Source organism: Methylorubrum sp. B1-46, from assembly GCF_021117295.1.
Lineage (GTDB): Bacteria > Pseudomonadota > Alphaproteobacteria > Rhizobiales > Beijerinckiaceae > Methylobacterium.
On record NZ_CP088247.1, the window covers coordinates 2,691,085 to 2,717,350 of the forward strand.

The 26,266-nt window shown below is 68.8% G+C and carries 29 protein-coding genes; 17 read left to right on the plus strand and 12 right to left on the minus strand.

All coding sequences use genetic code 11. The annotated features are described in order from the left end of the window. Nucleotides 1-31: 31 nt before the first annotated feature. Nucleotides 32-595, minus strand: a complete 564-nt coding sequence (locus tag LPC10_RS12395) for a CoA-binding protein (protein WP_231346930.1) — start codon at nt 593-595, stop codon at nt 32-34. 44 nt (nt 596-639) lie between these two features. Between LPC10_RS12395 and LPC10_RS12400 the strand changes: the two genes are divergently transcribed. Next, complete coding sequence (locus LPC10_RS12400; RefSeq protein ID WP_231346931.1) at nt 640-1,071, plus strand: PaaI family thioesterase; 432 nt, start codon at nt 640-642, stop codon at nt 1,069-1,071. A 34-nt stretch (nt 1,072-1,105) separates the two neighbouring features. Here LPC10_RS12400 and LPC10_RS12405 read toward each other — a convergent pair whose 3' ends face one another. Continuing rightward, on the minus strand, nt 1,106-2,440 hold the full coding sequence (locus LPC10_RS12405) for an MFS transporter (protein WP_231346932.1): 1,335 nt from the start codon (nt 2,438-2,440) through the stop codon (nt 1,106-1,108). 381 nt (nt 2,441-2,821) lie between these two features. Here LPC10_RS12405 and LPC10_RS12410 point away from each other — a divergent pair, with 381 nt between their 5' ends. After that, the gene (locus LPC10_RS12410; RefSeq protein ID WP_370644707.1) at nt 2,822-4,405 is read left to right on the plus strand and encodes a diguanylate cyclase domain-containing protein; all 1,584 of its coding nucleotides are present in this window, start codon (nt 2,822-2,824) and stop codon (nt 4,403-4,405) included. A gap of 57 nt (nt 4,406-4,462) precedes the next feature. On the opposite strand, the gene LPC10_RS12415 is transcribed toward LPC10_RS12410, so the two are convergent. The 3 genes from LPC10_RS12415 to LPC10_RS12425 form a co-directional block, all read right to left on the minus strand. Beyond that, nucleotides 4,463-4,882, minus strand: coding sequence for a BA14K family protein (locus LPC10_RS12415; protein WP_231341951.1), 420 nt, complete (start codon nt 4,880-4,882; stop codon nt 4,463-4,465). A gap of 154 nt (nt 4,883-5,036) precedes the next feature. After that, the gene (locus LPC10_RS12420) at nt 5,037-5,942 is read right to left on the minus strand and encodes a PhnA-like protein (RefSeq protein ID WP_231341952.1); all 906 of its coding nucleotides are present in this window, start codon (nt 5,940-5,942) and stop codon (nt 5,037-5,039) included. Between the two features lie 71 nt (nt 5,943-6,013). After that, the gene (locus tag LPC10_RS12425) at nt 6,014-6,346 is read right to left on the minus strand and encodes a CsbD family protein (RefSeq protein WP_231341954.1); all 333 of its coding nucleotides are present in this window, start codon (nt 6,344-6,346) and stop codon (nt 6,014-6,016) included. A 302-nt stretch (nt 6,347-6,648) separates the two neighbouring features. Here LPC10_RS12425 and LPC10_RS12430 point away from each other — a divergent pair, with 302 nt between their 5' ends. The 10 genes from LPC10_RS12430 (at nt 6,649) to bchI (ending at nt 15,142) form a co-directional block, all read left to right on the plus strand. Further along, entirely contained in the window at nt 6,649-7,008 is a 360-nt protein-coding gene (locus tag LPC10_RS12430; protein WP_231347025.1) for a helix-hairpin-helix domain-containing protein, read from the plus strand. A 99-nt stretch (nt 7,009-7,107) separates the two neighbouring features. Further along, complete coding sequence (locus LPC10_RS12435) at nt 7,108-7,737, plus strand: ribonuclease D (protein WP_231341955.1); 630 nt, start codon at nt 7,108-7,110, stop codon at nt 7,735-7,737. 264 nt (nt 7,738-8,001) lie between these two features. Further along, nucleotides 8,002-8,763 (plus strand): lipopolysaccharide-assembly, LptC-related protein, encoded by a 762-nt coding sequence (locus LPC10_RS12440; protein WP_231341956.1) that lies wholly within the window; start codon nt 8,002-8,004, stop codon nt 8,761-8,763. Beyond that, nucleotides 8,760-9,497, plus strand: a complete 738-nt coding sequence (locus tag LPC10_RS12445; RefSeq protein ID WP_133090649.1) for an LptA/OstA family protein — start codon at nt 8,760-8,762, stop codon at nt 9,495-9,497. The genes LPC10_RS12440 and LPC10_RS12445 overlap by 4 nt, the downstream gene beginning before the upstream one ends. Before the next feature lie 17 nt (nt 9,498-9,514). After that, nucleotides 9,515-10,384, plus strand: a complete 870-nt coding sequence (gene lptB / locus LPC10_RS12450; protein ID WP_231341957.1) for an LPS export ABC transporter ATP-binding protein — start codon at nt 9,515-9,517, stop codon at nt 10,382-10,384. A 378-nt stretch (nt 10,385-10,762) separates the two neighbouring features. Next, nucleotides 10,763-12,298 carry an RNA polymerase factor sigma-54 gene (gene rpoN / locus LPC10_RS12455; protein ID WP_231341958.1) on the plus strand — a complete coding sequence of 512 codons (1,536 nt, stop codon included), beginning with the start codon at nt 10,763-10,765 and terminating at the stop codon, nt 12,296-12,298. Nucleotides 12,299-12,410: 112 nt separating this feature from the next. After that, on the plus strand, nt 12,411-13,022 hold the full coding sequence (hpf, locus tag LPC10_RS12460; RefSeq protein WP_231341959.1) for a ribosome hibernation-promoting factor, HPF/YfiA family: 612 nt from the start codon (nt 12,411-12,413) through the stop codon (nt 13,020-13,022). Nucleotides 13,023-13,217: 195 nt separating this feature from the next. Further along, on the plus strand, nt 13,218-13,685 hold the full coding sequence (ptsN, locus tag LPC10_RS12465; protein WP_231341960.1) for a PTS IIA-like nitrogen regulatory protein PtsN: 468 nt from the start codon (nt 13,218-13,220) through the stop codon (nt 13,683-13,685). A 2-nt stretch (nt 13,686-13,687) separates the two neighbouring features. Next, the gene (locus LPC10_RS12470; protein ID WP_231341961.1) at nt 13,688-14,017 is read left to right on the plus strand and encodes a hypothetical protein; all 330 of its coding nucleotides are present in this window, start codon (nt 13,688-13,690) and stop codon (nt 14,015-14,017) included. A gap of 99 nt (nt 14,018-14,116) precedes the next feature. Continuing rightward, the gene (gene bchI / locus LPC10_RS12475; RefSeq protein ID WP_231341962.1) at nt 14,117-15,142 is read left to right on the plus strand and encodes a magnesium chelatase ATPase subunit I; all 1,026 of its coding nucleotides are present in this window, start codon (nt 14,117-14,119) and stop codon (nt 15,140-15,142) included. A gap of 86 nt (nt 15,143-15,228) precedes the next feature. Here bchI and LPC10_RS12480 read toward each other — a convergent pair whose 3' ends face one another. The 4 genes from LPC10_RS12480 to LPC10_RS12495 all read right to left on the minus strand — a co-directional run bounded on the left by LPC10_RS12480 (nt 15,229) and on the right by LPC10_RS12495 (nt 18,351). After that, complete coding sequence (locus tag LPC10_RS12480) at nt 15,229-15,867, minus strand: 2,3-bisphosphoglycerate-dependent phosphoglycerate mutase (protein ID WP_231341963.1); 639 nt, start codon at nt 15,865-15,867, stop codon at nt 15,229-15,231. A gap of 144 nt (nt 15,868-16,011) precedes the next feature. Further along, on the minus strand, nt 16,012-16,815 hold the full coding sequence (gene dapB, locus LPC10_RS12485; RefSeq protein WP_231341965.1) for a 4-hydroxy-tetrahydrodipicolinate reductase: 804 nt from the start codon (nt 16,813-16,815) through the stop codon (nt 16,012-16,014). 79 nt (nt 16,816-16,894) lie between these two features. Further along, complete coding sequence (locus LPC10_RS12490) at nt 16,895-17,584, minus strand: MarC family protein (protein WP_231341969.1); 690 nt, start codon at nt 17,582-17,584, stop codon at nt 16,895-16,897. A 32-nt stretch (nt 17,585-17,616) separates the two neighbouring features. Continuing rightward, on the minus strand, nt 17,617-18,351 hold the full coding sequence (locus LPC10_RS12495; protein WP_231347026.1) for a class I SAM-dependent methyltransferase: 735 nt from the start codon (nt 18,349-18,351) through the stop codon (nt 17,617-17,619). Between the two features lie 253 nt (nt 18,352-18,604). On the opposite strand from LPC10_RS12495, the gene gloB reads away from it, so the two are divergent. From gloB to LPC10_RS12515, 4 genes are all read left to right on the plus strand, one after another. Next, nucleotides 18,605-19,384 (plus strand): hydroxyacylglutathione hydrolase, encoded by a 780-nt coding sequence (gene gloB, locus LPC10_RS12500; protein WP_231341973.1) that lies wholly within the window; start codon nt 18,605-18,607, stop codon nt 19,382-19,384. A gap of 166 nt (nt 19,385-19,550) precedes the next feature. Beyond that, on the plus strand, nt 19,551-19,703 hold the full coding sequence (locus LPC10_RS12505) for a histidine kinase (protein ID WP_108940425.1): 153 nt from the start codon (nt 19,551-19,553) through the stop codon (nt 19,701-19,703). Then, the gene (locus tag LPC10_RS12510; protein WP_231341974.1) at nt 19,700-20,674 is read left to right on the plus strand and encodes a site-specific tyrosine recombinase XerD; all 975 of its coding nucleotides are present in this window, start codon (nt 19,700-19,702) and stop codon (nt 20,672-20,674) included. Before LPC10_RS12505 ends, LPC10_RS12510 begins: the two co-directional genes overlap by 4 nt. 182 nt (nt 20,675-20,856) lie before the next feature. Continuing rightward, entirely contained in the window at nt 20,857-22,071 is a 1,215-nt protein-coding gene (locus LPC10_RS12515; protein ID WP_231341975.1) for a GGDEF domain-containing protein, read from the plus strand. A 495-nt stretch (nt 22,072-22,566) separates the two neighbouring features. Here LPC10_RS12515 and LPC10_RS12520 read toward each other — a convergent pair whose 3' ends face one another. The 3 genes from LPC10_RS12520 to LPC10_RS12530 all read right to left on the minus strand — a co-directional run bounded on the left by LPC10_RS12520 (nt 22,567) and on the right by LPC10_RS12530 (nt 25,512). Then, the gene (locus tag LPC10_RS12520) at nt 22,567-23,769 is read right to left on the minus strand and encodes an ABC transporter permease (protein ID WP_231341978.1); all 1,203 of its coding nucleotides are present in this window, start codon (nt 23,767-23,769) and stop codon (nt 22,567-22,569) included. A 36-nt stretch (nt 23,770-23,805) separates the two neighbouring features. Further along, complete coding sequence (locus LPC10_RS12525; protein WP_231347027.1) at nt 23,806-24,243, minus strand: DUF4112 domain-containing protein; 438 nt, start codon at nt 24,241-24,243, stop codon at nt 23,806-23,808. Nucleotides 24,244-24,327: 84 nt separating this feature from the next. Beyond that, complete coding sequence (locus tag LPC10_RS12530) at nt 24,328-25,512, minus strand: aminotransferase (protein WP_231341982.1); 1,185 nt, start codon at nt 25,510-25,512, stop codon at nt 24,328-24,330. 429 nt (nt 25,513-25,941) lie between these two features. On the opposite strand from LPC10_RS12530, the gene LPC10_RS12535 reads away from it, so the two are divergent. Beyond that, nucleotides 25,942-26,115 (plus strand): hypothetical protein, encoded by a 174-nt coding sequence (locus LPC10_RS12535; protein ID WP_231341983.1) that lies wholly within the window; start codon nt 25,942-25,944, stop codon nt 26,113-26,115. Nucleotides 26,116-26,266: the final 151 nt, after the last annotated feature.

Sequence of the window (26,266 nt, forward strand, 5' to 3'; positions counted from 1 at the left end):
GCCCCGGTCTATGGCCGGGGGCGCTTCCGTTTCACGGCCCCTCGATCGTTCGCTTCTGCACGCCGCCCTTGGCCATCTGCGGCTTCTTCGCGCTGAGGATGCGGGAGTTCACGCCGGTCCAGCCGATCTCGCCGGAGAGCCGGCCGTACTCGATCTTCGGGCAGCGGTTCATGATGACCGTCACGCCCGCCGCCTCGGCCCGTGCCGCCGCCGCGTCGTCGCGCACGCCGAGCTGCATCCAGATCACTTTTGGCGGCATCGGCAGCGCCAGCGCCTCGTCGACCAGCGGTCCGGCAGCGGCCGAATTGCGGAAGATCTCGACCATGTCGACCGGCCCGGTCAGGTCGGACAGCCGCGCGATCACCGGGCGACCGAGCAGGGTCTGGCCGGCCAGACCCGGATTGACCGGCGTCACCGTGTAGCCGCGCTCGGCCAGATACTTGAAGACGATGTAGCTCGGCCGGGCCGGGTTGGCTGAGGCGCCGACGAGCGCGATCGAGCGCGCTTCCTTCAGGACGGCGCGGATCTGCGCATCGGGATAGCGGTCGTGCCGGGTGGCGATGCCTTCGGGCGCGCTGTCGATCGTCGGGATCATGCCGCTCTTGTCCGCTAAGCGCGGGCATGCTGCAAGGCTCGGTCATGAGCGAGACCGTGATGAGCCTGGAGGAAACCGCCTCCTTCCTGGAGCGCGATTTCCCGCAGATGAATGCGGGTGGGCGCCACTTCCACCTGGAGGCGGTGGGGCCGCTCTCCGCGCGGATGCGCCTCGACTATCACGAGCGCCATCTGCGCCCCGGCGGCACGGTCTCCGGCCCGTCGATGATGGCGCTGGCCGATTACGCGCTCTACGCGGCGATCCTCGCCAATATCGGCCCGGTGGCGCTGGCCGTGACGACGAACCTGAGCGTCAACTTCCTGCGCCGGCCCGGCCCCGCCGCCCTCGTGGCCGAGTGCCGGCTGCTGAAGCTCGGGCGGCGCCTCGCGGTGGGCGAGGTCGCGATCCGGAGTCAGGGCAGCGAGGCTATCGTCTGCCACGCCACCGGCACCTACTCGATCCCGCCGGAGCGGTGAGGCAGGTGGCGGCCTGTCACGGGCACGGCCAATGCTACTCCGCCGGCGTCGCGAGCGGTGTCGCGGGCGTCCTCGGCGGCGCGTCGGTCGGGCGCGGCTGGTAGCCGAGCGTCTCGGGCATGAACAACAGGTAGACCGCGAAGCCGGCCGCCGCGATCGCCGCAAGCACGAGGAAGGCCGCCGCGTAGCCCGCGCCGACGATGACTACACCGGCCAGGGTCGCGCTCAGCGCCGCGCCGAGACCCTGGGCGGTGGCTGCCGCACCCTGGGCGACGTTGAAGCGGCCGGTGCCGCGGGTGAGGTCGGCCACGACGATCGGGAACAGCGCGCCGTAGATGCCGGCGCCGACGCCGTCGAGGCACTGCACCGCGACGAGATAGAAGGGATTGTCGGAGAACGTGTAGAGCACGCCGCGCAGGGCCAGCACGCCGAAGGCGACGAGGAAGATCGGCTTGCGCCCGAAGCTGTCGGCCCTCGCGCCGACCAGCACCGCCATCGGCACCATCACGCACTGCGCCGCGACGATGCAGACCGCGATCAGCGAGGTCGCGTTGTCCTTGCCCACGACCTTGGTGAGCAATTGCCCGACGGAGGGCAGCATCGCCGCGTTGGCGAGGTGGAACGCGGCGCAGAGAACCGCGAACAGCAGCAGGTGCCGGTTGCGCAGCAGCAGGTTGAGGCCCGAGGGCTGTTCGCAGGTCCGGTCCGCCGAACAGTCGAGGCCGCGGGCGAGGTCGTTGTCGATTTCCTCGGCCGGCACCATCAGCATCGCGACGATGGAGCAGGCCGCGAGAAGGCCCATCAGCCAGAACACCACCACGGGACCGAAGACATAGGCGAGCCCGCCTGCCAGCAGCGCCGAAACCGCGTTGCCGGCATGGTTGAAACCCTCGTTGCGGCCGATGCGCTTCGCGAACAATCGCGGCCCGACGATGCCGAGCGTGATCCCGGTCAGCGCGGGCGCGAAGACGGCACCCGCCATGCTGGCCAGCGCCTGCGTGCCGGCCACCAGGGTGAAATTCGAGATCCAGGGCAGGACGAGACAGCTCAGGGTTACAATCACCGCCGCTGCGATCACCACGCTGCGCTTGGCGTGGGTCCGGTCGATCAGGGCGCCCATGGGCGTCTGGGCCAGCAGCCCGGCGATGCCCGCGATCGTCATCACCAGCCCGATCGTGGCCTCGTTCCAGCCCTGCTCGGGGCCGCGCACGGCGAGCAGGTAGATGGCGAGGTAGGGGCCGAGCCCGTCACGCACGTCGGCGAGGGTGAAGTTGAGGAGATCGAGCCCGCGCAATGCGCGGGAGGAAGGCCGACGCGAGACGAGATCCGTCGTGGATTGATCGAGGGATGAATCTGCATCGATGCGCATCGGTAATTCGCATATCCGAACTTTACGTCCCGCAGTCGTGAGACAGTTGCGGGAGATCAGCGGCCCGAGAAAGCCGCCATCGCAGTTTGAGCACTGCAAGCAGCATCACGAGGATGCTGCGGACAGTCGCCGGACCGCTCAGATCACCGCGCTAAGTCGCGCTTCGAGGGTTCGTTCCGGGGGCGAAATCTTTAATCCCGGCCAAGTCTTCACATCTGCGTGTTTCGCGGTTCGCCCGCGTTCCCAGGCCGTGCCTTGACCGTCGACGGTTACCTTGCCTTAGCCATGAACCGATCGGACGTCGGCTCCGGAGCGCTCCCGTAACAGTTGTTAAGCGGAGCGGGCCGAGACAGAGAGGTCGACGGACGAGATAAGATGCCGATGCCCACCTCCGACGGTGACCACAGTCGGTTCAACGGAAGATGGCCGCCGCTGATCGGCCGGCTGCGGTCCGACCCGATGCTGTTCATCCGCTCCGCGCGGACGTGGATCGACCTGGGCGTCCTCGCGCCGATCGGCATGCTGGTGCTCTCGGCCATCATGCTGCTCGACCTGCGGCGCGACGCTTGGGACAAGGCCGAGCGGACTTCGAAGAACCTGCTTCAGGTGATCGAGCGTGACATCGCGCGCAATGTCGAAATCATCGATCTCTCTCTGCAGGCCGCCGTCAGCAATCTTAAGTCTCCAAGACTCGCAGAGGTCGATCCGGCCCTCCGCCAGCTCGTGCTCTTCGATCGTGCCACGACGGCGCGTGACATGGGCGTGATGCTCATCGTCAACGAGAACGGCGACAGCATCATCGACTCGAATGCCGTGCCGGCTCGCGCCCTCAACAATGCCGACCGCGGCTACTTTCAAATTCATAAGGCGCACGCCGATCTCGGACTCCATATCAGCCCGCCGGTCACGTCGCGCCTGCTCGGCGTCCCGGTGATCGTGCTGAGCCGCCGGATCGACAAGCCCGACGGGTCGTTCGGCGGTGTGGTGCAGGCGAGCCTGAGGCTCTCCTATTTCAGCAACCTGGTCGATCGAATCGCGCTCGGGCAGGAGGGGAGCATCAACCTCTACCTGAGCGATGGCACGCGCTTGATGCGCTATCCCACCGTGCCATCCGATGTCGGAGGACATCTCGCCGAAGCGCCGATATTCGAACGCTATCTCGCCGAGCGGAGCGGCAGCTTCACCAGCGTGTCCGCCCGCGACGGCATCGAGCGCTACTACACGTTCACGCAGGTTGGAGACCTGCCGCTCATCCTCAATGTCTCGCTTGGAACGCGTGAGATCGTGGCGGAATGGCAGGCCAAGGCGACGGTGATCGGCCTTGCCATGCTCGTCCTGTGCGGGCTGACCGTGTCGCTCTCGCTTCTGTTAGGACGAGAGCTCGGCCGCCGGGCGACGATGCAGGCCGAGTTGGCCAAGCTCGCACGGACCGATAACCTGACGGGCCTGGCGAACCGACGCCACTTCGAGGAGGCGTTCGACCAAGCGTCGCGAGCGTCGGCACGCACGGGTCGGCCGCTGTCGCTGCTTCTTATCGATGCCGATCACTTCAAGACCTACAACGACCGTTTCGGTCATGCGATCGGGGACGCCGTCCTCAGCGGGCTGGCGGAAGCCCTGAGGCTGAGCGTGCGCCGGCCGGGCGACCTTGCTGCCCGCGTCGGCGGAGAGGAGTTCGCCATCCTGATGCCCGAAACCGACAGGGAGGGCGCGTCGCAGGTCGCAGCCGCGATCCACAAGGCCACGGCGACGCTCACCCTGCCGTCCGCCGGGGTCGAACCGGGCTCCGTGACCGTGAGCATCGGCCTCGCCGTGGGTTCGGTGGGCGATGCGGCGGATCTGTATCGCCGGGCCGACTCAGCGCTCTACGAGGCCAAGAGCAGCGGCCGCAATCAGACCCGTTGCGCGCTCGACGAGCCGAGCGTCCGGGTGCCCGAACGGAGAGTCCGGCTCGCGACCTCTTGACGGCCACCCACGCGCCGGAGCCGCCGGCGCGCGGGTGAACCGAGACCGAGTCTACGTTCAGGGGCAGGGATGGCGGGCGCCGTCATTGCCGAGATAGGTCCCGCTCCGCGCATCGTAGGAACGGAAGCGGCGGGCACAGGCCGCGACGGCCTCGGGATCCTGGCCTCCCTGAACCACGACGGGCGCGGCCTGTGCCTGGGAGTTGGCGAGAGCGCCGCCGAGGATCGCGCCGGCCGCGAGACCCGCCACGCCCGCTCCGACCGCGGCCCCGACACCGGGGCCGCGGCGATAGCCTCGGCCGTAGCCGTAGCGGCGAGGCCCGTAATGGCGATGGCCGTAGCGGCGGTACTGGACGTAGCTGGTCGGCAGATCGCCCCTGATCAAAGCGTCCGCTGGGCTCTGCGGAGCGGGAGAGGCCGAGGCCGGCGCAACGACGAGCAAGCCAGCGAAGGCAGCGAGGACAAAGGTCGATTTCATCAGTCCGGCAGATCCTTGATCGGGGTTGAGCCGCGTCTCGGAGCACGTGCGCCGGCCGATTCGACCGGCCGGCGCTACTGATAGAACGTGCGAGCCGCGAGCCCGCATCCGGCGGCGTGTTGTCGCCGGGGCAGGGCCCCCGCCTGTCGAAGGCTCAGTCTCGGACCGTCAGGGGCTTCGGCGCGGCCAGGAGCCCGCCGAGGAAAGCAGCGATGGCACCGAGGACCAGGGCGATCGAGGCGTAGAGCGCACCCTGGGTCGCGACCGATTTCGCGGTCCTGGCCGCTTCCTCCGCCTGCTTCTTGGCGCTGGCGAGGGCCTGCTCGTACTGCTTCTGATAGTCCTGGACCTGCTGGCGCGCTTGATCGACCGGAATGTTCTGCGCTTTGGCGAGCGCGTCCGCGGCGCGTGCCTCGGCCTGCTGCTTGTCGGCGGCGTCCCCGGAAAGCAGCGCACGCATTGCCGAGACGGCGGCGTCGCGGGCGGCCTGCGGGTCCTGGCCGGCGGCTTGATCCTTCACCCGCCGCTCGATCTGGTCGAGGGGGTTCGGGATCTTGGTCAGCGAGGGAGCGGCGGCCTGCGCCGCGGTCTGAACCGTACCGCCGACGAGATTGCCCGCTCCGCCCAGGGCCGAGCCGACCGTGCTGACGGCGCTGCCGACGACGCCGCTGGCCGCCGAGGTCAGCAGGTAGAGGACCACGAGGGTGGTGACGACCCAGGACACGAGGCCGTGCAGCCCGGCGATCCCACGCAGGGGTTTGCCCGAGAGACGCCCGGCGATGAGGCCGCCGATCAGCGAGGCGACGATGCCGGAGCCCACGAACCACGCTCCGGCCCCGAGCGAGAAGGTCGACGCGGTCGGGTTCTCGGACGTGTCGAGGCTCACCGAGGCAAGGCCGGCGGCTACGCCCGCGAGGTTGATGACGACCTGAGCCACCAGTGCCGTCGCGGCACCGGCGAAGACGGCTCCCCAGGAGACTTGATTGAGGGCGACGGTCTCGTGGGCGAGCGCCCGCGTGGTGCCGAGGGGCGAGGGTTCGAAGCCGGAAGGATACGTCACGCTGATACTCCTGATCTCGGGCCGTCGGCCTCAAGGCCGTCGCTCTCGAGCCATTCGGTAAGGGGAAGGCCTCAGTCGCGTCCGCGCACGAGGAGGCCGAGGCCGAAGCCGATCAGGCCGGCAACGAGCAGCGAGGCGTGCGGCCACTCGACCGAGCGCTCGTGCCCCTCCTGCAGGGTGCGGCGACCGCGGTCATAGAGCTCCTCGGCGGTGTCGTAGGCTTCGTCGGCGACGTGCCGCGCGGCGTCCTTGGCCTGGCCGTAGACGTTCTCCGCCCGGCCCGCGACCTCGCGCAGACGGCTCTCGGCGGAGTCGCTGCGGGAGCCGGTCAGATCGCCGAAGGCACCCTGCACCTTGCCGCCCAATTCCTGGCCGGTACCCGTGATCCTGTTTCCATCGACCATGGTCGCGATCCTCGTTGCAAAAGCTGTGGTCCGCCCGTCTCTCGGTGCGGAGCCCTGCGCGTTGTCGGCCCCTAGCTTGGCTGAGCCGCGGTGCACGAACGGATTGCGGACAACGTGGTTCCGACGGCACGACCCGGTTCCACAGTCACGATCGCGCCATGGCCCCACGCACGTTCAACGAGCAGCGGCGCGAGATGTGCCCGTATCGGTGCGCGGTAGTGTTCAAGGACGGTTCAACCGATGCGCCCTACTTCACGAGGATCGGCGCGGCGTCCCGCTGCCCGAGCTGTCGGGAGGTCGACATGCGTTCCTCATTTTTGCGCACCTTCACGATCCTGGTCGGCCTCGCCGCCGCCCCCGCCCTGGCGCAAGCGCCGAGCCCGGCCACGCCGCCCACCGCCGGAAAGCCGCCCGCAATGGCGCCTGCCGCGACGCCGTCCGCGACTAAGGAGGCGAAGCCGGATGCGAAGGCCGAACTCATCGACATCAACTCGGCCAGTGCCGAGGAGTTGAGCCAGCTCAAGGGGATCGGCGAGGCGCGCTCCGCGGCGATCGTGAAGGGCCGTCCCTACCGGGGCAAGGACGAGCTGGTCCGCAAGAAGATCCTGCCGGAATCGGTCTATGCCGGCATCAAGGATCAGATCATCGCCAAACAGAAATAGTGTTTCGCGCCTCCGATCTCTGGGGGCGGCCCTATCGGGACGGCGCGCGCGATGCTACGCGCCGCCGGACCCGATCTTCGAACGGCCCCGAACCGCTCCATGTCCGCCGCCCCTTCTCGGATCCGCCTGCACCAGGGCGACCTGCCGCCCGATTTCGCGCTCGGTGCGGCCATCGCCATCGATACCGAGACACTGGGGCTCAACCCGCACCGCGACCGGCTCTGCGTCGTTCAGGTCTCCCGCGGCGACGGGAGTGCCGACGTCGTGCAGATCCGCCCCGGCGATCCGGTGCCCGAGCGGCTCGCGGCCGTCCTCGCCGACCCGCAGGTCGTCAAGATCTTCCACTTCGCCCGGTTCGATCTCGCCGTGTTGTTCAAGACGTTCGGCGTGATGCCGACGCCGGTCTACTGCACCAAGGTCGCCTCCAAGCTCGCCCGCACCTATACCGACCGTCACGGCCTCAAGGACGTGGTGCGCGAACTCGTCGGCGTCGATCTCTCAAAGCAGCAGCAATCCTCGGATTGGGGCGCTGAGACTCTGAGCCAGGCTCAGATCGACTATGCAGCGTCCGACGTGCTTTACCTGCACGCCGCCCGCGAGCGGCTCGACACCATGCTCGCCCGCGAGGGACGCACGGAGATGGCGCGGGCCTGTTTCGCCTTCCTGCCGACGCGCGCCAAGCTCGATCTCGCCGGATGGCCGGAGATCGACATCTTCGCCCATGCCTGAGTTGCGCGCGGCGAAGGTCTGGCGCGCTTTCCTCAAGAACATACGGCCGTCGGTGTGATGTGAGATCGACGCCGGCAGCGATGCCAGCCGGCAACGCTCCTGCGGAAGAGTGCCGAGACGCGGCATCCGGTGCCGCTTTCGGTGCGGGGGCGCACGCGGGTGACGTTGATCATTTGGCGAAGACGAGGCCATAACTTCGCCACCGCTCCGGGGCATCCGGCCGGCAGGGCGCGACCGCGAGCGCGCCGACCCTTCAGGAACGCGATGCAGGCGGCCGACACCATCCAGACGGAGACGGATCTCCTCGCGCTCGCCGCGAACGAGAACGCGCGTCGCAGGCGGGCGCACGGGCGCGCGCGCCGTCACAGCGCGCAGGTGCGCACCCTGCGTCGGGTCATCCCCGTCGCCGCCGGCCTCGCCATGCTGGGCCTTGCGGGAATCGTGCTGTGGGGCCCGCTCTCCGGCAGCATCCCCAACGTCTCCATCGGCCCGATCAGCGTCTCGGGCACCAAGGTGACGATGGAGAACCCGCGCCTGTCCGGCTTCCGAAAGGGCGAGCGCGGCTACGAGGTGGTTGCCGACGCCGCGCAGCAGGACGTGCGCAAGCCCAGCATCATCGAGTTGCAGGCCATGAAGGGCCACGTCGCCACCGACGACAAGGGCGGCCGGGCCTACCTCCAGGCCCAGGGCGGCGTGTTCGATTCCACCCGCGAATCGCTCAACCTCGAGAACGACATCCGTCTCTGGACCGACAAGGGCGAGGAGATTCGGCTCTCGGTCGCCACCGTCGATTTCAAGACCGGCAGTCTGCGCTCCTCCAAGGCCGTCACCGTGACCGTCCCATCGGGCTCCATCGTCGCCGACAGCCTCGACGTGGTCGAGAGCGGCCGGGTTGTCTCCTTCGTCGGTCGCGTCCACGCCGTGTTCCACGGCGACGAGGCCGACGACAAGGAGACCAGTGCCAAGGTCGCCCTGCGGACGGATCCGGAGCGCATCCACACCTCCGCGGCGGAACCCACGCGATGACGGCGCGTCTCGCCCCGGCGCTCGCCGCCGGCCTTGCTCTCCTGCTTGCCCTGCCTGCCGCCGCAGCGCAGGCGAGGGAAACGGTCAAGGAGACTGCAAAGGAGAAATCCGCGCCGCTCGGTACCGTTGGCGGCGGCAAGGGGCCGATCAAGATCGATGCCGACCGGCTCGACGTGTTCGACAAGGAGAACAAGGCGATCTTCGCCGGCAATGTCGTGGCGGTGCAGGGCGAGAGCACGATCCGCTGCTCGGCCATGACGGTCCATTACAAGCGCGACAAGGACAAGGACCCGAACAAGGCTGCGACGAAGACGGAGGCCGAGGCGGCCGAGGACGCGAAGGCCAAGGCGGCGATGGGCGGCAGCGGTATCCGCAAGGTCGAGTGCGCCGGCCCCGTCACCGTGGCGCAGAAGGATCAGGTCGCCACCGGTGACAACGCGGTGTTCGATCAGGAGGCCAAGCGCATCGTGCTAACCGGCAACGTCGTGCTCAGCCAATGCCAGAACGTCACCCGCGGCTCGCGGCTCGTCTACGACATGGCGACCGGCCGGGCGAACATGGACCCGGTGGCGGGCGGGCGCGTCTCGGCGATGTTCGTGCCCGGCGAGGGCGGTGAGAAGGGCGGGCAGGCCGGTGGGCAGCCGAAGGGCTGCACCCAGCCGGCCATCGCGGCCAAGCCCGGTCCCAAGGCTGCCGACAAGCCGGCCGCGAAGACGCGGGCGCAGGCGAACTGACCGTGGCGGAAGCCGGGATGCCTGCAGGCGTGCCGCTGCGGGCGGTCGCCGAGCCGAGGCCGGCGGGCCGCGCCCGCAAGGGTTCATGGATCGGCCGCCTGTTCGGGCGCGGCGGGTCGGTGCCGCAGGCGGCGCCCGACGCGGCACTGGCCCAGGGCGGCGGACCGGGCGTGCTGCACGTGCGGGGCCTTCGCAAGAGCTACGGCGCGCGCACGGTCGTCCACGAGGCGGGGCTGACGGTCCACAACGGTGAGGCGGTGGGGCTGCTCGGGCCGAACGGCGCCGGCAAGACTACGATCTTCTACATGATCACCGGCCTCGTGCCGGCCGACCGCGGCTTCATCAGCCTCGACGGCATGGAGATCACCCACCTGCCGATGTACCAGCGCGCCCGGCTCGGCATCGGCTACCTGCCGCAGGAAGCGTCGATCTTCCGCGGCCTCTCGGTCGAGGACAACATCCGCGCCGTGCTGGAGGTGGCCGAGCCCGACCGCAAGGCCCGCGAGCGCAAGCTCGATTCCCTGCTCGAAGAGTTCGACATCGCCCGCCTGCGCAAATCGCCCTCGATCGCGCTGTCGGGCGGCGAGCGCCGCCGCTGCGAGATTGCCCGGGCGCTCGCCTCCTCGCCGACCTTCATGCTGCTCGACGAGCCGTTCGCCGGCATCGACCCCATCGCGGTTGGCGACATCCAGGATCTGGTCAAGCACCTGAAGCAGCGCGGCATCGGCGTGCTCATCACCGACCACAACGTTCGCGAGACGCTCGGCCTGATTGACCGCGCCTACATCGCCCATTCCGGCCGCATCCTCACCGAGGGCACGCCCGAGCAGATCGTGGCCAACGAGGATGCCCGCCGGCTCTACCTTGGCGAGGATTTCCGGCTCTAGACCGACTTTCCCGCACGGTTGAGACCGTCGGATGCCTTCGATCGATCGCTCTTGCGACGATCCGAAGACGGTAACCGCGCCTGAACCACGCGCGTCGATGCCCAAGTCGCGGGCAAGGTTTTCTTGATCCTTGAAATGCAATCCATCGAATGAGTCTCGCGCCTTGCGTGTGGGAACTTCGCTCTGCGCGATCGGCGAAGGTCTGTGGCAAGGCTGCCCGCCGGAATGGATTTCAGGGTGCGGAGGCCAAACAGACTTTGACGGGCGGTTCCGATGGAGCTAGACCTAAACAAAGGAGAAGCAAAGAACGTGCCGATTGCGGCGCAGCTCGCGCCTGAGCTGCGATTCGTCAACTAATTCTGAGGGTTGGACGTCGAAATGAGTCTGCTGCAACGGCTCGAAATGCGCCAGGGTCAGGCCCTGGTGATGACGCCGCAACTGTTGCAGGCGATCAAGCTCCTGCAACTCTCGCAGCTCGATCTCACAGCCTATGTCGATGCCGAGCTGGAGCGCAATCCGCTTCTGGAGCGCGCCGAGGGCGAGGGCGCGCCGGAACGCGAGGCGCCGGAGGCGTCGGGCGAGGGTGAGTACGAGAGCGGCGACGGGGCCGAGCCCGAGGCGTGGCTCGCCTCCGACATGACGCCGAGCCGCAGTGAGATCGAGAGCGACCTCGACACGCGCCTCGACAACGTTTTCGCCGACGAGAACCCGGCTCCGCGGGAGATGGGGGCGGGCGACACGCTCTCGCTGACACCGGCCCCCTACGGCAATACCGGCGGCAGCTTCGACGGAGACCTTCCCGATTTCGAGTCGACGCTCACCGCCGAGACGTCCCTGCGCGAGCACCTCGCCGCGCAGCTCGACCTCGCGACGCAGAGCCCGTCCGACCGGCTGATCGGCAGCTTCCTCATCGATGCCGTGGACGATGCCGGCTACCTGCGCGAGGAGATCGACGGCGTGGCCGAGCGGCTCGGTGCCTCGCTCGACGACGTCGCCCGCGTCCTGAAGCTCGTCCAGACCTTCGACCCGCCCGGCGTGGCCGCCCGCGACCTCGCCGAGTGCCTCGCGATTCAGCTGCGCGAGCAGGACCGATTCGATCCGGCCATGCAGGCGCTGGTCTCGCGCCTCGACCTCGTGGCCAAGCGCGACTTTCCGGCCCTGCGCCGCCTGTGCGGCGTGGACGACGAGGACCTCGTCGAGATGCTGTCCGAGATCCGCCGACTCGATCCGAAACCCGGCCGGGCCTTCGGCACGCACGCCGTCGAGGTGCTCGTGCCCGACGTGTTCGTCCGGGCCGCGCCGGACGGCTCCTGGCTGGTGGAACTCAACTCGGAGGCGCTGCCTCGGGTCCTGGTCAACCAGAGCTACTATGCCCGCGTCTCGAAGGGCGCCGTGGCGGACGGCGACAAGGCGTTCCTGTCCGAGTGTCTGCAGACCGCCAACTGGCTCACCCGCAGCCTGGAGCAGCGGGCGCGCACGATCCTCAAGGTCGCCACCGAGATCGTGCGCCAGCAGGACGCCTTCTTCCTGCACGGCGTTGCCCATCTGCGCCCGCTGAACCTCAAGACGGTCGCCGAGGCGATCGGCATGCACGAATCGACCGTCTCGCGGGTCACCTCCAACAAGTCGATCGGCACCAGCCGCGGCACCCTGGAGATGAAGTACTTCTTCACCGCCGCGATTCCGGGCGCGGCGGGCGCGGCGGCCCATTCCTCGGAGGCCGTGCGGCACCGCATCAAGCAGCTCGTGGATGCGGAAGCCGCCGACGTCCTGTCCGACGACGCGCTGGTGCAGCGCTTGCGCGACGAGGGTGTCGACATCGCCCGCCGCACCGTCGCGAAGTACCGCGAGTCGCTGCGCATTCCCTCGTCGATCGACCGCCGCCGCGCGAAAATGGCGACTGCCGCCCGATGACACCGGGCGCGGCGCGGCTACGTGAAAGCCTTGCGCCGGCTCGACTTCGCGTTGACTTGCCCCGTCCCCCTTTCTAACTCTCGAAGCCCTCGGGAGAAAAGCGGAGACGTCGATGGCAGGTTTGCGGGTGACGGGGCATGGCCTCGATCTCGGTACGGCCCTTCGAAGCCGAGTCGAAGACCGCATGGCGGCGACGCTTTCGAAGTATCTCGACCCGCATATGAGTGGCACCTGCACCGGGCATGTGACCCTGCGGCGCGACGGCACCGCCTACCGCACCGATTGCGTGCTGCACCTTGTCACCGGGCTGACGTTGGAAGCCTCGGGCGCCGCGCACGACGTGCATGCGAGCTTCGAGCAGACCGCCGACAAGCTCGAAAAGCGCCTGCGCCGCTACAAGCACAAGCTCAAGGGGCACAACGCGCCGAGCCATAACGGGGCGGATATCGAGGCGGCCTACGCTGTCTTCGCCGCGCCCGACGACGAGGTCGATGACGAACTGGTCGACCCGGCCGACACGGAGGAGGGCGACCACCCCCCGGTGGTGGCCGAGAGCACCCGCACCCTCAAGCGCCAGTCCGTCAGCGAGGCGGTCACTGCCCTCGACATGACCGGCGCCCCGGTCGTCGTCTTCGTTCACGCTGGCACCGGGCGCATCAACGTCGTATATCGGCGCAGTGACGGCGCGATCGGCTGGGTCGATCCGCCCGCCGATCGAGGGTGAGGCACGGCCCCGTTTCGGGGCATCTCGGGCGTGGACCTGAATGTCGCTCACGAAGGCTCCGGCCCCGGCCGGAGCCTGGACTTCCGGGTTCCGGAAGGCGTGGACGACACTCTGTCGGGGCCGGCTGGCTCCGGAAACCGTGCATGGGAACGCGGGACCATCGGATGGATCCCGCCGACGAGGCGTTTAGTTTTCATGCCGATGCTCGAATTCCTGAACCCGGACTCGGTCGTCTCTGCCTTGCGCGTGCGGGACAAGAAGCACGTGCTGCAGGAGCTGGCGGCCCAGGCCGCCCGCCGCCTGCCGGGCCTGTCCGACCGGGACATCTTCGAGACCCTGCTTCAGCGCGAGCGCCTGGGATCCACCGGCATCGGTGACGGCGTGGCCATTCCCCACGGCAAGCTCGCGCAGCTCGACCGGCTGTTCGGCCTCGTTGCCCGGCTGGAGAAGCCTGTGGATTTCGACGCCCTCGACGGTCAGCCCGTCGATGTCGCCTTCCTGCTGCTCGCCCCCGAGACCGCCGGAGCCGATCATCTTAAGGCGCTGGCCCAGGTCGCCCGGCTCCTGCGCGAGCCCGGCATGCTGGAGCGCATCCGCAGCGCCCGCGATGCGACCGCCCTCTACGTCCTGCTGGCCAACGGCCCGACGACGCAGGCTGCCTGACCATGAACCTGTTTTGTCCGCGCGCCGCCCTCGTTCTGGCGGCGCTCCTCACGCCCGGCAGCCTCCAAGCCCAGGGCGAGGCGGCCTGTGCCCGCGACGTGTTGGTGGCCGGCTCAATGCAGCGGCAGGCCATCGAGCAGCTCGAAGGCGGGGGCGAGGACGAGGCGAGCCTGTGTCGCGTCTGGCGCCGCCATATCGAGACCATGCGCCGGATCGCGGGTGTCTACGGCCGATGCCTGTCCGGCCCGGAGCGGACCGAGCGCCTCTCCCAGGTCCAAACCTCGGAGAAGGAGTTCGCGGGCCTCGTGCGCAGCCGCTGCCGCGGGATGTAAGCGCGAGCGCGGCTGTTCGCGCCGTGCAATTCGTGCATGATCGAGGCAACCGCCCGTGAGCCTCGTCCGGGCCCCTCCGGTCCGGAATCTGACTCAGCCGTGCCTCCCTTTCCCTTCACTGCCATCGTCGCTCAGGAGGAGATGAAGCGGGCGCTGCTGATTGCGGCGGTCGATCCCTCCATCGGCGGGGTCCTGATCTTCGGCGATCGCGGCACCGGCAAGTCCACGGCCGTGCGGGCGCTCGCGGCGCTGCTGCCGAAGATCTCGGCGGTGGCCGGCTGCCCCTATTCCTGCGCGCCCGACAGCCCTGCCGAGGCCTGTCCGCACTGCGCCGGGCAGAGAGGGCCGGGGAGGGTGAAGACCCACATGATCCCGGTGCCGGTGGTCGATCTGCCCCTCGGCGCCACAGAGGACCGGGTGGTGGGCGCCCTCGATCTGGAGCGGGCCCTGACGCGGGGCGAGAAGGCGTTCCAGCCGGGCCTGCTGGCGCGGGCCAATCGCGGCTTCCTCTACATCGACGAGGCGAACCTTTTGGAGGACCATCTCGTGGACCTCCTGCTCGACGTCGCGGCCTCGGGCGTCAACACGGTGGAGCGCGAGGGCCTGTCGCTGCGCCATCCGGCGCGCTTCGTGCTCGTCGGGAGTGGCAACCCGGAGGAGGGCGAACTGCGCCCGCAGCTCCTCGACCGCTTCGGTCTGGCCTGCGAGGTGACAACTCCGACCGATATCGCCACCCGCATTGAGGTGGTGCGGCGGCGCGACGCCTACGAGCGCGACGGCGAGGGGTTCTGCGCCGCGCAAGGAAGGGCGGAGAAGGCGCTGCAGAAGACGATTCTGACCGCCCGCACGCGCCTCGGCGGCGTCAGCGTGCCCGGCGCGGTGCTGGAGAGCGCCGCCCGGCTCTGCCTCGCGCTGGGCACCGACGGCCTGCGCGGTGAACTCACCCTGATGCGCACGGCGCGCGCGCTCGCGGCTCTCGACGGGGCCGATGTCGTCACGGTCGCGCATCTGCGGCAGGTGGCACCGAGCGCGCTGCGTCACCGCCTGCGCCGCAGCCCGCTCGACGAGTCGGGCTCCACGGCGCGCGTGGCGCGGGCCGTGGAGGAGGTGTTGGGACCGGCGTAAGGCTCAGAGTGCCTCACTAAACTCCCGATCACCGGCCCATTCTCACTCTTTAGACGACCGCGCAGCGGGGGTGTTGTGAAGGACGCTCAGTCGTCCTGGTCGATGTCCTTGTCGAGGATCAGCTTCGACTCGACCGTGGTGTCGGACTTGAGCCGGTAGACCAGCGGGATGCCCGTAGCGATCTCCAGGCTGGCAATGGTCTTGGTGGTCATGCCGTCGAGCACCATGACCAGCGCTCGCAGCGAATTGCCGTGGGCCGCCACCAGCACCCGCTCGCCCGACATGACGCGCGGCAGGATCGTCTGGATGTAGTAGGGCAGCACCCGCGCGGCGGTGTCCTTCAGGCTCTCGCCGCCGGGCGGAGGCACGTCGTAAGAGCGGCGCCACTCATGGACCTGCGCGTCGCCCCATCGCTCGCGGGCATCGTCCTTGTTGAGGCCGGAGAGGTCGCCGTAATCGCGCTCGTTCAGCGCCTCGTTGCGGATCGTCTCAAGGCTTCCCTGGCCCATCTCCTCGAGGATCAGCGCGCAGGTGTTCTGAGCACGCCGCAGGTTCGAGGTGAAAGCCACGTCGAATTGGGTGCCCTGGGCCTTGAGCCAGCGCCCGGCCCGGCGGGCTTCGGCGACGCCGAGTTCCGTCAGCTCCGGATCGCGCCAGCCGGTGAACAGCTTTTTCAGGTTCCACTCGCTCTGGCCGTGCCGAGCGAGGACGAGCAGGCGCTCCATGGGACGGGTCTCTCCGGAGATGGTCGAGACGAGGCCGCCGCATCACGGCACCTCGCGATCATGGGCCGGGCCTCTACCAGAGGCGGCGACGCCTCCCAAGCCTAAGCCTGACGTTCCACCAGATTCGTTATTCGGAACGCGTGTCTAATCCCGCAGTCCCAGCACGTCGTCCATGCCGTAGAGGCCCGGCGGCTGGTCGAACGCCCATTGCGCCGCCCGCACGGCGCCGCGGGCGAAGATCCCCCGGTCCTCGGCGTGGTGGGAGAGGGTGATCCGCTCGGAGGGGCCGGCGAAGATTACGCTGTGGTCGCCCACCACCGAGCCACCGCGCAGGGTGGCGAAGCCGATATCGCCGGGCCGGCGTGCGCCGGTATGGCCGTCGCGGGTCGAGACCCGGGTCTCGGCCAGTGACACCCGGCGCCCTTCCGCCGCCGCCTCGCCGAGCAGCAGCGCCGTGCCCGAGGGGGCATCGACCTTCATGCGGTGGTGCATCTCCAGCACTTCGATGTCGAACGCCTCGCCCAAGGTCGCGGCGACCTTGCGCACGAGGCCCGCCAGCAGGTTCACGCCGAGCGACATGTTCCCTGAGCGCACGATGCGGGCGTGGTAGCTCGCCGCCTCCAGCCGCTTCAGGTCGTCCGGCGAGAGGCCCGTGGTGCCGACGACGTGAACGATGCGGGCCTGCGCGGCGAGTTCGGCAAAGGCGACCGTCGCGGCCGGGGCGGTGAAGTCCAGCACCCCGTCGGCGGCCACGAACAGCGAGAGCGGATCGTCGCTCACGCTCACGCCGAGATCACCGATCCCGGCCAGACGGCCGGCATCCTGGCCGAGAGCGGGCGAGCCCGCGCGCTCGACCGCGCCGTGCAGCGTGCAGCCCTCGGCCTCGGCGACCGCCCGGATCAGCATCCGCCCCATGCGCCCCTCGGCGCCGACAACGACGAGCTTCATGATGGTCGACTTCCCGTTCCGATAGGTGGCCGGCTGCCGCCTCGCGCGTCTCGTTCGACAAGGGCGGCCATTGTGCTGTCTATACCCGCTGCGAGGCGATCAGTGGTCCGAGGACGTCCGACACGCCGTTGACGGTGATCTGCGTGCCGACACACAGCAGCAGGAAAGCCGAGAGCCGGCCGAGAACCCGCGCCCGCACCGGTCCAATCAGCGTCACGACCCGGTCCGCCGATCCGTAGGCGAGGCGGATCATGCCGGCAATGGCCATGGCGGCGAGCGAGGCGCCGATGAAGAACCCGGCGAGGTCGCTGGGTTCGGAGGGGCGGTTGGCGCCGAGCGCGATGGCGACCGCGATCGTGCCGGGTCCCGTGGTGAAGGGCAGGGTGAGCGGGAAGAAGGCGACTTCGGCGAGGTTCTCGCCGGCTTCCGGCTCCGCCTCGGCATGTTTGCGCGCTTCCCGCGTCTCGGGCGCATTGAGCAGGGTCCAGGCGAAGGCCGCGACGAACAGGCCGCCGGCGATGCGCAGCGCGGCGAGCGAGACGCCGAAGAAGTTGAGGATCGGCGCCCCGGCCCAGAGGGCGGCGAGCATCACCAGGGCGGCGTAGAAGCCGATCCGCCGCGACAGCTCCGCCCGCTCCGCCTGCGAGCGGTCGGCGGTGATCTGCGCGAACATCAGCGCCGAGCCGACCGGGTTCACGATGGAGAACAGGCCGGACAGCGCGAGCAGGAAGCTCGTCAGCACGGTCTCGAATCCGATGGATGCCAACATGCGGGCTCGGCGGTCTGCGGAAGGGGAGGGCTTTAGCCCGGCTGCCCGGCCGGCACCAGCACGCGCGCCCGCACCCGGCTCTCCAGGCGGCGCACTTGCCGCACCGCGACCGGCCGGTAAAGCTGCTTGGTCGCATCGACCACGTGGAGCCCGGCGAAGGGCATGGCGAGGCCGGTGCCGAACCGCTCCCAGGCGGCGGCCGTGCGCAGCCAGAAGCGGCTGCGGATCGGCGGCATGTAGAGGGTCTCGGCCCAGCCTTCCGGCGAGAACAACGTCTCGCGCATCAGCCGCGAGAGCTGCGAACGGCTATAGGGCTGGCCGTGGCCGAAGGGCGTCGCGTCGCGCCGCGCCCAGACGCCGGTACGGTTGGGCACCACCAGGATCAGGCGCCCGCCCGGCGTCAGCACCCGCCAGACATCGGCCAGGAGCTCGCTCGGACTCTCGACGGCTTCGAGGGCGTGGACGAGGATGACGCGGTCGACTGCCGCCTCCGGCAGGGGCAGCATGGTGAGATCGGCGAGCGCCGTCACCGAGCGCCCGCTGGAGGGCCAGTTCACCACGCCCTGGGTCGCCGGCATGAAGGCCAGCGTGCGCTCGGCGATGACGTGGACCGGGCCGAGATAGGGCGTGACATAGCCGAGCCCGAGCACGCGCAGCCCCGAGACGGAGCCGAGGAAGCCGTGGATGGTCCGGCCGACGACGCGGTGCGTGACGACCCCGAGGGGAGAGGCGTAGAAGGCGCGCAGGTCCGTGACGTCGAGGCGCATCGGATGGGGTGCCGGCACGGCCGGTTGTCCTCCACGAGACGGATGCCGCAGGGCTGATGCCGCATCAATGGGGATCGCGAGCGGCTCCGGCAAGCGGTACGGACACGTCTGCTGTAGAAGCTGGGCAAGCGTGGCCTTAAACGCCGGCGTCGGAACTGACACTTCTGCGTCATGGTTCCCAACAGGGTCAGTCATGCGCCGGGCCGGGGCCAGCGGTTCCGGGCGAAAATCGATACTGGCGAAAGGGTCTTCGATGACGAGAGCGGCACCTCAAATCCGCACCTTCCTGTGCCGGAGCGACAATATCGGCGTGCTGATCCGCGATCCCGCCAGCGGTGCCTGTGCTGCCATCGACGTGCCGGAGGCCGCGCCCGTCCTCGCCGTCCTCGAATCGGAGGGGTGGTCGCTGACCGACATCCTCGTCACCCACCGCCACGGCGATCACATCGAGGGAATTCCGGAGGTGGTGGAGCGCACCGGCGCCCGGGTGACGGCACCGGAGAAGGCACGCGCGGCGGTGCCGGATGCGGCCCGCTACGTGCGGGAGGGTGACACGGTGACGGTCGGTGGTCTTACGGCCGCGGTCTGGGAGACGCCGGGGCACTGCGCCGACCATGTCACCTACCATTTCGCCGATGCCGGCGTGATCTTCGCGGGCGACACCCTGTTCACACTCGGCTGCGGCCGCGTGATGGAGGCCGAGCCGGCGGTTCTCTGGCAGTCCCTGACGCGCTTCCTCGACCTGCCCGACGCGACGGCGGTCTATAGCGGCCACGATTACGTGCTCTCCAACGGCCGCTTCGCACTCGCCGCCGATCCGGACAACGCCGACCTGAAGGAGCGGGTGGCGCAGGCCCAGCGGCTTGCCGAGACCGGTGGTTTCCTGATCCCCTCCACCATCGGCGAGGAGAAGGCGACCAATCCGTTCCTGCGCGCGGGCGAGCCGGCCCTTGCCCGCTCGGCCGGGCTGGAGCCGGGCTCCAATCCGTCGGCGGTGTTCGTCGCGCTACGCGCCTGGAAGAATCGGTTCTGAAGGCCAGGAAGGGACAGGGGGCGGTCGCGCATCGGTTTCCTTGACCGATCCGGATGTGTTCGGTGAGATCTTGCCTTTGCGCCGGTGCCGTGTGATCGAGGCCCACGGTTTGCGCATCGCAACACGACCCGCTCGTCCGCGTATCCTCGGCGAAAGGCCGGTTCCCTTGCCCACCCTGTTTCGTTTCCTCGCCACGATCGCGATCCTCGCGGGCCTCGTCTTCGCCGGCATGTTCGCGCTGGCAACCTTCGTCCAGCCGACGCCGCGGGAGATGAGCGTCACGATTCCTCCCGCGAAGCTCCAACCGGGCAATCGATGAGCGGGGATGGTTCCGCGTCCCCGGACGGGGCGGAGGATCCGGGCCAACTCTTTCTCGATATGCTTGCCGCGGAGCGCGGCGCGGCGGCCAACACCCTGGCCGCCTACCGGCGCGATCTCGACGATTATCTTGGATATCTCGCAGAAAGCGGGGTCGATCCCGAGACGGCGCAGGCCGATCAAGTCCGTGCCTACATCGCCTCGCTGGAGCCCCGCGGTCTGAAGGCGTCCTCGGCCGCCCGGCGCCTCTCCTGCATCCGCGGCTTCCACCGCTTCCTCTACGCCGAGGGCTATACGGAGACGGATCCGACCGCGCCCGTCGCCGCTCCGCGCCGCGCCAAGGGCCTGCCGAAGATCCTCTCGGTGGCGGAGGTCGACCGTTTGCTCGCCACGGCGCGCGAGCGGGTCGATGCGGCAGGCGACAATCGGGCAGAGACCCGAGCGGCGGCGCGAATGCTCTGCCTCCTCGAACTGCTCTACGCCACGGGCCTGCGCGTCTCGGAGCTGGTGGCGCTGCCGCGCTCGGCCGCCGCCACCCGCGAGCGCTATCTCGTCGTGAAGGGTAAGGGCGGGCGCGAGCGCCTCGTGCCGCTGACCGAACTCGCTCGGGACGCGATGCGCGCCCATATCGCGCACGGGCCCGCGGACGGTCCCTGGCTGTTCCCGGCCGAGAGCGAGAGCGGCCACCTGACCCGGCAGTCCTTCGCCCGCGACCTCAAGACCGCCGCCGCCGCGGCCGGCCTGCGTGCGGACCGGGTGAGCCCGCACGTGCTGCGCCATGCCTTCGCGAGCCACCTTCTCCAGAATGGCGCCGATCTGCGTATTGTTCAAGAATTGCTTGGGCATGCCGATATCTCGACGACCCAGATCTATACTCACATCCTCGACGAGCGGTTGAAAGGCATGGTCCGCGACCTCCATCCGCTCAACGATGCGATCGATGATGTCGAAGTGAATATCGTTTCCTCTTAAGAACTGTATCCAAATAGACCAAATTGCCTAATTTTTGACAGATGCAGCCCGGCTTTGCTGGAAAATCCGGGCTTGATGCCATGTATTGCCGTTGACATCGAGGTCCTGGTCTGGCCCTTTGAGCGGACCACGACGATGAGGGGGGCGGCGCAGCGGCTCGACGGGGCCGATGCCAGGACAAGATGCGCCTCGATCTCCCGACGCTCTTCATGATGACGACCGCCGTCACCGTCACGGTGGGGGTGCTGTTCCTGCTGTCCTGGAGCCAGACCCGCCGCGAGCGCTCTCTGGCGGTCTGGGGCATCGCGCACATCGTCGGCGGCCTTGCCTCGCTGATGCTGGCCCTGCGGGGCCAGATCCCGGATAGCCTGTCGATCGCCCTCGCCAACGCGCTGATGATCGGTGCCTACGGATTGATCTGGTGCGGCGTGCGCGCTTTCGAGGGCCGCCGCCTGCGGCTCGATTGGGCTCTGACCGGAGCAATGATCTGGCTCGGAGCCTGTGCCGTTCCCGCCTTCTTCGAGTCGCTCGCCGCCCGCGTCATCCTCGCCTCGACGATCGCCGGCCTCTATTGCGGCTCCGGCGCACTCATGATCTGGCGGGGCCGCGGCGAGCCGCTGGTGTCGCGCTATCCGGCCCTAATCCTGCTCGCGACCTACGCCGCGCTCTACTGGATCCGCATACCGCTGGCGGTCGCGACGCCGTTGCCGGTCTCCCTCGCGATGGCTTCGCCGTGGTTTGCCATCCTCGCCTTCGCCGGCACGCTGTTCTCGGTCGCCATCGCCTTCGTGTTCATGGCGCTGACCAAGGAGCGGGCCGAGCGCGAGCAGCGGCTGGCCGCCGAAACCGATTCCCTGACCGGCATCGCCAACCGCCGCGCCCTGGTCGCCGGAGCCGAGCGGCACCTCGCGGTCGCGCCCGCCGCGCTGCTTCTTTTCGACCTCGATCACTTCAAGCTGATCAACGACCGCCACGGCCACAGCGTCGGCGATGCGGCGCTGGCCGCCTTCTGCCACATCGCGGCGCCTTTGCTGCCGCCCGAGGCACTGTTCGGGCGAATGGGCGGTGAGGAATTCGCCTGCCTGCTTCCGCGGCTCGATGAGCGGGGGGCGGCGCGCGTCGCCGAGCGGATTCGCGCCGGAGTCGCCCGCTTCACGCATCCGGACTATCCCGAATTGCGGATGAGCGTGAGCGTCGGCGTGGCCGCCGAGAGCCAGATCGGCGGCAGCCTCGACTATCTGCTGCGCCGGGCCGACGACGCCCTGTATCGCGCCAAGCGGACCGGGCGCGATCGTGTGGTCACCGCGGACGAGGATCCGCTTCCCGGCGCCGAGGAGCCCGTCGATACGGGACTGCGCACCGGTGCCAACATGCGGCGCAGGATGCGCTCGTTGTGAGCGCCGTCCAGATCGATGGCGCCCCTTTCCGGTGATGCCGGCTGGCGCCGTATCGACGGCGAAACTCGTCCTGAGGCGTCCTCTCATAGCGTTTCCGGTTGATCGCTTCGGTTTTTGCCCGACGCCGTCATCGCGAGGCGACGCCGAAGCGATCCAGGACGCGACATCTCCGGAGAGTGCGGAGCCCTGGATTGCTTGCGCTTTGCCTCGCGATGGCGAAGAGACACCGAAGTGATCGAGCGGACCCCGTATCACGCCGTGAGAGAGGGCGGCCGAAACCGCGTCGGAGACCGCTACGACGCGATGCTGGAGGTGTGCGCGTCGGTGATCAATCACAGTACGCTTGTCGGCCGAGCGGTGGCACAGCTTTCATTTCAGTCAGCCGGCGACTGGCCGCAGCCGGCCCAAGCGCCTGCTGAAGGACGTCGCGCTTCTCGATCGCACCTCGGGCGAGACCGCCTGGCGCGGCCCGCCGGGCCGCGCCGCTGAAGCGGTTCAGCCGAAGGTCTTCCTCGGGTCGAACGCGTCGCGCACGGCCTCGCCGGCGAAGACGAGCAGGCTCAGCATCGTCGCCACCACGAAGAAGCCGGTGAGCCCGAGCCAGGGCGCGTTGATGTTGTCCTTGCCCTGCGCCAGCAGCTCGCCGAGCGAGGGGGAGCCCGGCGGCAGGCCGAAGCCGAGATAATCGAGCGAGGTCAGGGTCGTGACCGAGCCGTTCAGGATGAACGGCAGGAAGGTCAGCGTCGCCACCATGGCGTTGGGCAGGAGGTGGCGCGTCATGATGCGCACGTTCGACAGGCCGAGCGCGCGCGCCGCCCGCACGTATTCGAAGTTGCGCGCGCGGAGGAATTCCGCGCGCACCACACCGACCAGCGCCGTCCACGAGAACAGCGTCAGGATGCCGAGCAGGGTGAAGAAGCTCGGCACGAGGAAGGCCGACATGATGATGATGAGATAGAGCGTCGGGATCGCGCCCCAGATCTCGATGACCCGCTGGAAGATCAGGTCGGTCCAGCCGCCGAAATAGCCCTGTACCGCTCCGGCGATCACGCCGATCACCGACGAGATGCCGGCGAGCACGAGGCCGAACAGGATCGAGATGCGGAAGCCGTAGATCACCCGCGCCAGCACGTCCCGCGTGGCGTTGTCGGTGCCGAGCCAGTGCCACTCGATGTCGCGGCAGCCGAGTTCGCGCCCCTCGGCCTTCACGCCCGCCCGCTCGGCGACCGGACGGCATTGCTCATCGCTCAGCATCCAGGTCGGCGGCGAGGGCGCCGGCGTCGGCAGGTCCCGCATGAAGGTGTTGTCGGCGTAGGGGATCGGCGGCCAGAGCGCCCAACCGTTCTCCTCGATCTCCTTGCGCGTCTCGGGCGCCCGGTAATCGGTCTGGGCCAGAAAGCCGCCGAACTTCTCGTCCGGGTAATCGACGAGGACGGGGAACAGCCACTCGCCCTTGTACTGCATCACGATCGGTCGATCGTTGGCGATGAGTTCGGCGAACAGGCTCAACACGAACAGGACGGTGAAGATCACCGCCGACCAATATCCGCGCCGGTTGGCCCGGAAGTTGGCGAGCCGCCGCCGGTTGAGCGGCGACAGGCTGCGGCGGGTGGCGGTCGGCAAGGCCTGCATCTGCGGCGCGTTGCCCGGCGCGGTGACGGGCACCGCGTCGGGTTCGGGTCGCAGCTGCTCGTTCATCGGCTCCACCCTCACGCTCGGGCGGCCGATGCCGGCTCAGTCGAGCCGGATTGCGGTGCCCTCGATCTCGCTCGGCCGCAAGTCGCCCTTGCGCTCGAGATGGCGGCGCAGCAGGCGCACGTTGCGGCGGTTCGCCTTGAAGGCCGCATCGAGCAGGTCGCCGGCCAGCGGCACCGAGCCCACCGCGCCGTCGAGGGCGACGTTGGCCATCATGCGCCAGACCAGCCAGCGCGGCGCGCCGAGCCGTTTCGCCTCGTAGACGATGTACGAGGCGATCGCCATGCCCGCGATGTCGCCGAGGACGGGGACGAGACCGATCACCGCGTCGAGACCGACGCGGCGGTTGATGCCCGGCAGGAGAAAGGCCGAGTCCATCAGGTGGGCGAGCTGCTCCAGCCGCTGGAGGCTCGCCTCCGTGCTGGTGTCGGTGAAGCGGCGCAGCTGCGCCGCGCCCGGAGGCTCGCGATAGGCCATGCTGGGGGTGTGGGCGGAGGTGGTCATGGCGGAGGATGTGGCCCCGCCCCGACCGTTGCACAAGGAAGCGGGCCTCGTCTCCGCTCACCCCGCGCGAAATAGACCGGCCAGCCGCTCGACCGCCGCGTCGAGGGTCGCATCCGTCTTGGCGAAGCAGAAGCGGGCGAGGTTCCTCACGCTTCCCCCTTCGTAAAAGGCGCTGACGGGAATGGCGGCCACCCCGTGCTCGCTTACGATCCTTCGGCAGAAGGCAACGTCGTCGGCAGCGAGCCCCGCGATATCGACGGTGAGGAAGTAGGTGCCTGCGCTCGGAAGCACCGTGAAGCCGATTTCGGACAACCCCGCCGCCAGCCGGTCGCGGGAGCGGGCGAGGCCGGTGCGCATGTCCTCGAAGTAGCGATCGTCTTTGGCGAGTCCGTAGGCGACAGCCTCCTGGAGGTTGGGCGGCGTGGTGAAGGTGAGGAACTGGTGCGCCCGCGAGAGGACGCGCATCAGCGGCTCGGCCGCCATCACGAACCCGACCTTCCAGCCGGTGAGGCTGAAGATCTTGCCCGCCGAGCCGATCTTCACCGTGCGCTCGCGCATGCCCGGCAGGGCGATCAGAGGGAGGTGGCGCCGGCCGTCGAAGATCACGTGCTCCCACACCTCGTCGCAGATCGCCACCGCATCGAAGCGTCGGCAGAAGGCGGCGAGCAGGGCGAGGTCGTCCAGCCCGAAGACCGTGGCGCTCGGGTTGAGCGGGTTGTTGAGGAGGACGACCCGGGTGCGCGCGGAAAAGACCTCCGCCAGCGCCGCCTCCTCGATCCGGAAATGCGGGGGCTTGAGCGTGACGAAGCGCGGCACGCCGCCCGCGCGCCGGACCAGCGGCAGGTAGGCGTCGTACATCGGCTCGAACAGCACCACCTCGTCGCCGGGCCGCACCAGCGCCATTAGCGCGCCGGCCAGCGCCTCGGTGGCGCCCGAGGTCACCATCACTTCGCGCTCGGGATCTAGGTCGAGCCCCTGATGGTGCCGGTAATGCGCCGCGATGGCCGTGCGCAGCGAGGGCAGCCCCATCATCGGCGGATACTGGTTGCTGACGCTCTCCAGGGCCCGCGCGGCGGCGGCGCGGACATCGTCCGGTCCCTGCCCATCCGGAAAACCCTGGCCGAGATTGATCGCGCCGTGCTCGCGAGCCAGACGCGACATCGATTCGAACACCGTTTCCGGCAGCTCGGCGAAGACGGGATGGCCGATGAAAGCGGGGGTGCGATTCGCGTCGAGAGTCATGGTCGATGTCTTCGCAGAGCGGTCCGGCCGTTCCAAGCGCCTTCATGACAAAAGGAATTAGGGAGAAAACTTGTGCGCGACTGGTTTCATCCTGCGCGAAAACAAGAGGGGTCTTGCAGGACCTTTGCGAGAACCTCCCGACCCAGTCGGTGCGGCGTGCGTTGACGCACACGAGTCTGCGGATGAACCGCCAAATCCGTTTTTTGCGGCGCCATGAGGGGGTGACGAATGTTGACGATCATCAGTCGTAAGCGCATGTTCACCCCACGGTCGGACCGGCCGCCGCGCTGAAGGGACTTCGCCCCCTCGTCTCGTCAGTGTAGCTGGCCGGTCCGGTCGTCCTTCTGAAAAAGCTGCCGCTCGACACGGCGGCTTTTTTCATGTCCGATCAGGTTTCCTTTCGCGGCCGCCCTCTGGCATCGGCAGATCATGCGTCTTCGAACCTGTCTGCTGCTGGCCGTCGCGTCCGCGGGTCTTGGGCTCTGCTTGCGCCTCGTCGTGCCGGTGACGCCGGTCGATGCGTCGTTTCGCGACGTGATGCGCCTCTATCAGTCGCAGGGCGCGCCGGGGCACAGCAACATGCCGGAAACGTCGACGCCGTAGGAACACCGCATTATCGGGCCAGCCTTGTCGGCCGTATCAAGGCGGGCCTTTTCTTGCGCTGCGGTATCGACAGGACCGGACTTTCGGCCGAGTGACGCGCTCGCGGCATCGTCCCGAAAGACGGCGCCCCATCAAAGATCTAGCGGACCGG

Coding starts and splice junctions, on each gene's coding strand:
- LPC10_RS12440 (WP_231341956.1), top strand. CDS start 8,002: ATGCAGGCGGCCGACACCATCCAGACGGAGACGGATCTCCTCGCGCTC.
- LPC10_RS12410 (WP_370644707.1), top strand. CDS start 2,822: ATGCCCACCTCCGACGGTGACCACAGTCGGTTCAACGGAAGATGGCCG.
- rpoN (WP_231341958.1), top strand. CDS start 10,763: ATGAGTCTGCTGCAACGGCTCGAAATGCGCCAGGGTCAGGCCCTGGTG.
- LPC10_RS12435 (WP_231341955.1), top strand. CDS start 7,108: ATGTCCGCCGCCCCTTCTCGGATCCGCCTGCACCAGGGCGACCTGCCG.
- LPC10_RS12430 (WP_231347025.1), top strand. CDS start 6,649: ATGCGTTCCTCATTTTTGCGCACCTTCACGATCCTGGTCGGCCTCGCC.
- LPC10_RS12425 (WP_231341954.1), bottom strand. CDS start 6,346: ATGGTCGATGGAAACAGGATCACGGGTACCGGCCAGGAATTGGGCGGC.
- LPC10_RS12480 (WP_231341963.1), bottom strand. CDS start 15,867: ATGGAGCGCCTGCTCGTCCTCGCTCGGCACGGCCAGAGCGAGTGGAAC.
- LPC10_RS12415 (WP_231341951.1), bottom strand. CDS start 4,882: ATGAAATCGACCTTTGTCCTCGCTGCCTTCGCTGGCTTGCTCGTCGTT.
- LPC10_RS12400 (WP_231346931.1), top strand. CDS start 640: ATGAGCGAGACCGTGATGAGCCTGGAGGAAACCGCCTCCTTCCTGGAG.
- hpf (WP_231341959.1), top strand. CDS start 12,411: ATGGCAGGTTTGCGGGTGACGGGGCATGGCCTCGATCTCGGTACGGCC.
- LPC10_RS12495 (WP_231347026.1), bottom strand. CDS start 18,351: ATGCGCCTCGACGTCACGGACCTGCGCGCCTTCTACGCCTCTCCCCTC.
- LPC10_RS12510 (WP_231341974.1), top strand. CDS start 19,700: ATGAGCGGGGATGGTTCCGCGTCCCCGGACGGGGCGGAGGATCCGGGC.
- gloB (WP_231341973.1), top strand. CDS start 18,605: ATGACGAGAGCGGCACCTCAAATCCGCACCTTCCTGTGCCGGAGCGAC.
- LPC10_RS12470 (WP_231341961.1), top strand. CDS start 13,688: ATGAACCTGTTTTGTCCGCGCGCCGCCCTCGTTCTGGCGGCGCTCCTC.
- LPC10_RS12515 (WP_231341975.1), top strand. CDS start 20,857: ATGCGCCTCGATCTCCCGACGCTCTTCATGATGACGACCGCCGTCACC.
- LPC10_RS12525 (WP_231347027.1), bottom strand. CDS start 24,243: ATGGCCTATCGCGAGCCTCCGGGCGCGGCGCAGCTGCGCCGCTTCACC.
- LPC10_RS12530 (WP_231341982.1), bottom strand. CDS start 25,512: ATGACTCTCGACGCGAATCGCACCCCCGCTTTCATCGGCCATCCCGTC.
- LPC10_RS12445 (WP_133090649.1), top strand. CDS start 8,760: ATGACGGCGCGTCTCGCCCCGGCGCTCGCCGCCGGCCTTGCTCTCCTG.
- dapB (WP_231341965.1), bottom strand. CDS start 16,815: ATGAAGCTCGTCGTTGTCGGCGCCGAGGGGCGCATGGGGCGGATGCTG.
- lptB (WP_231341957.1), top strand. CDS start 9,515: ATGCCTGCAGGCGTGCCGCTGCGGGCGGTCGCCGAGCCGAGGCCGGCG.
- ptsN (WP_231341960.1), top strand. CDS start 13,218: ATGCCGATGCTCGAATTCCTGAACCCGGACTCGGTCGTCTCTGCCTTG.
- LPC10_RS12535 (WP_231341983.1), top strand. CDS start 25,942: ATGCGTCTTCGAACCTGTCTGCTGCTGGCCGTCGCGTCCGCGGGTCTT.
- LPC10_RS12520 (WP_231341978.1), bottom strand. CDS start 23,769: ATGAACGAGCAGCTGCGACCCGAACCCGACGCGGTGCCCGTCACCGCG.
- LPC10_RS12490 (WP_231341969.1), bottom strand. CDS start 17,584: ATGTTGGCATCCATCGGATTCGAGACCGTGCTGACGAGCTTCCTGCTC.
- LPC10_RS12395 (WP_231346930.1), bottom strand. CDS start 595: ATGATCCCGACGATCGACAGCGCGCCCGAAGGCATCGCCACCCGGCAC.
- LPC10_RS12405 (WP_231346932.1), bottom strand. CDS start 2,440: ATGCGCATCGATGCAGATTCATCCCTCGATCAATCCACGACGGATCTC.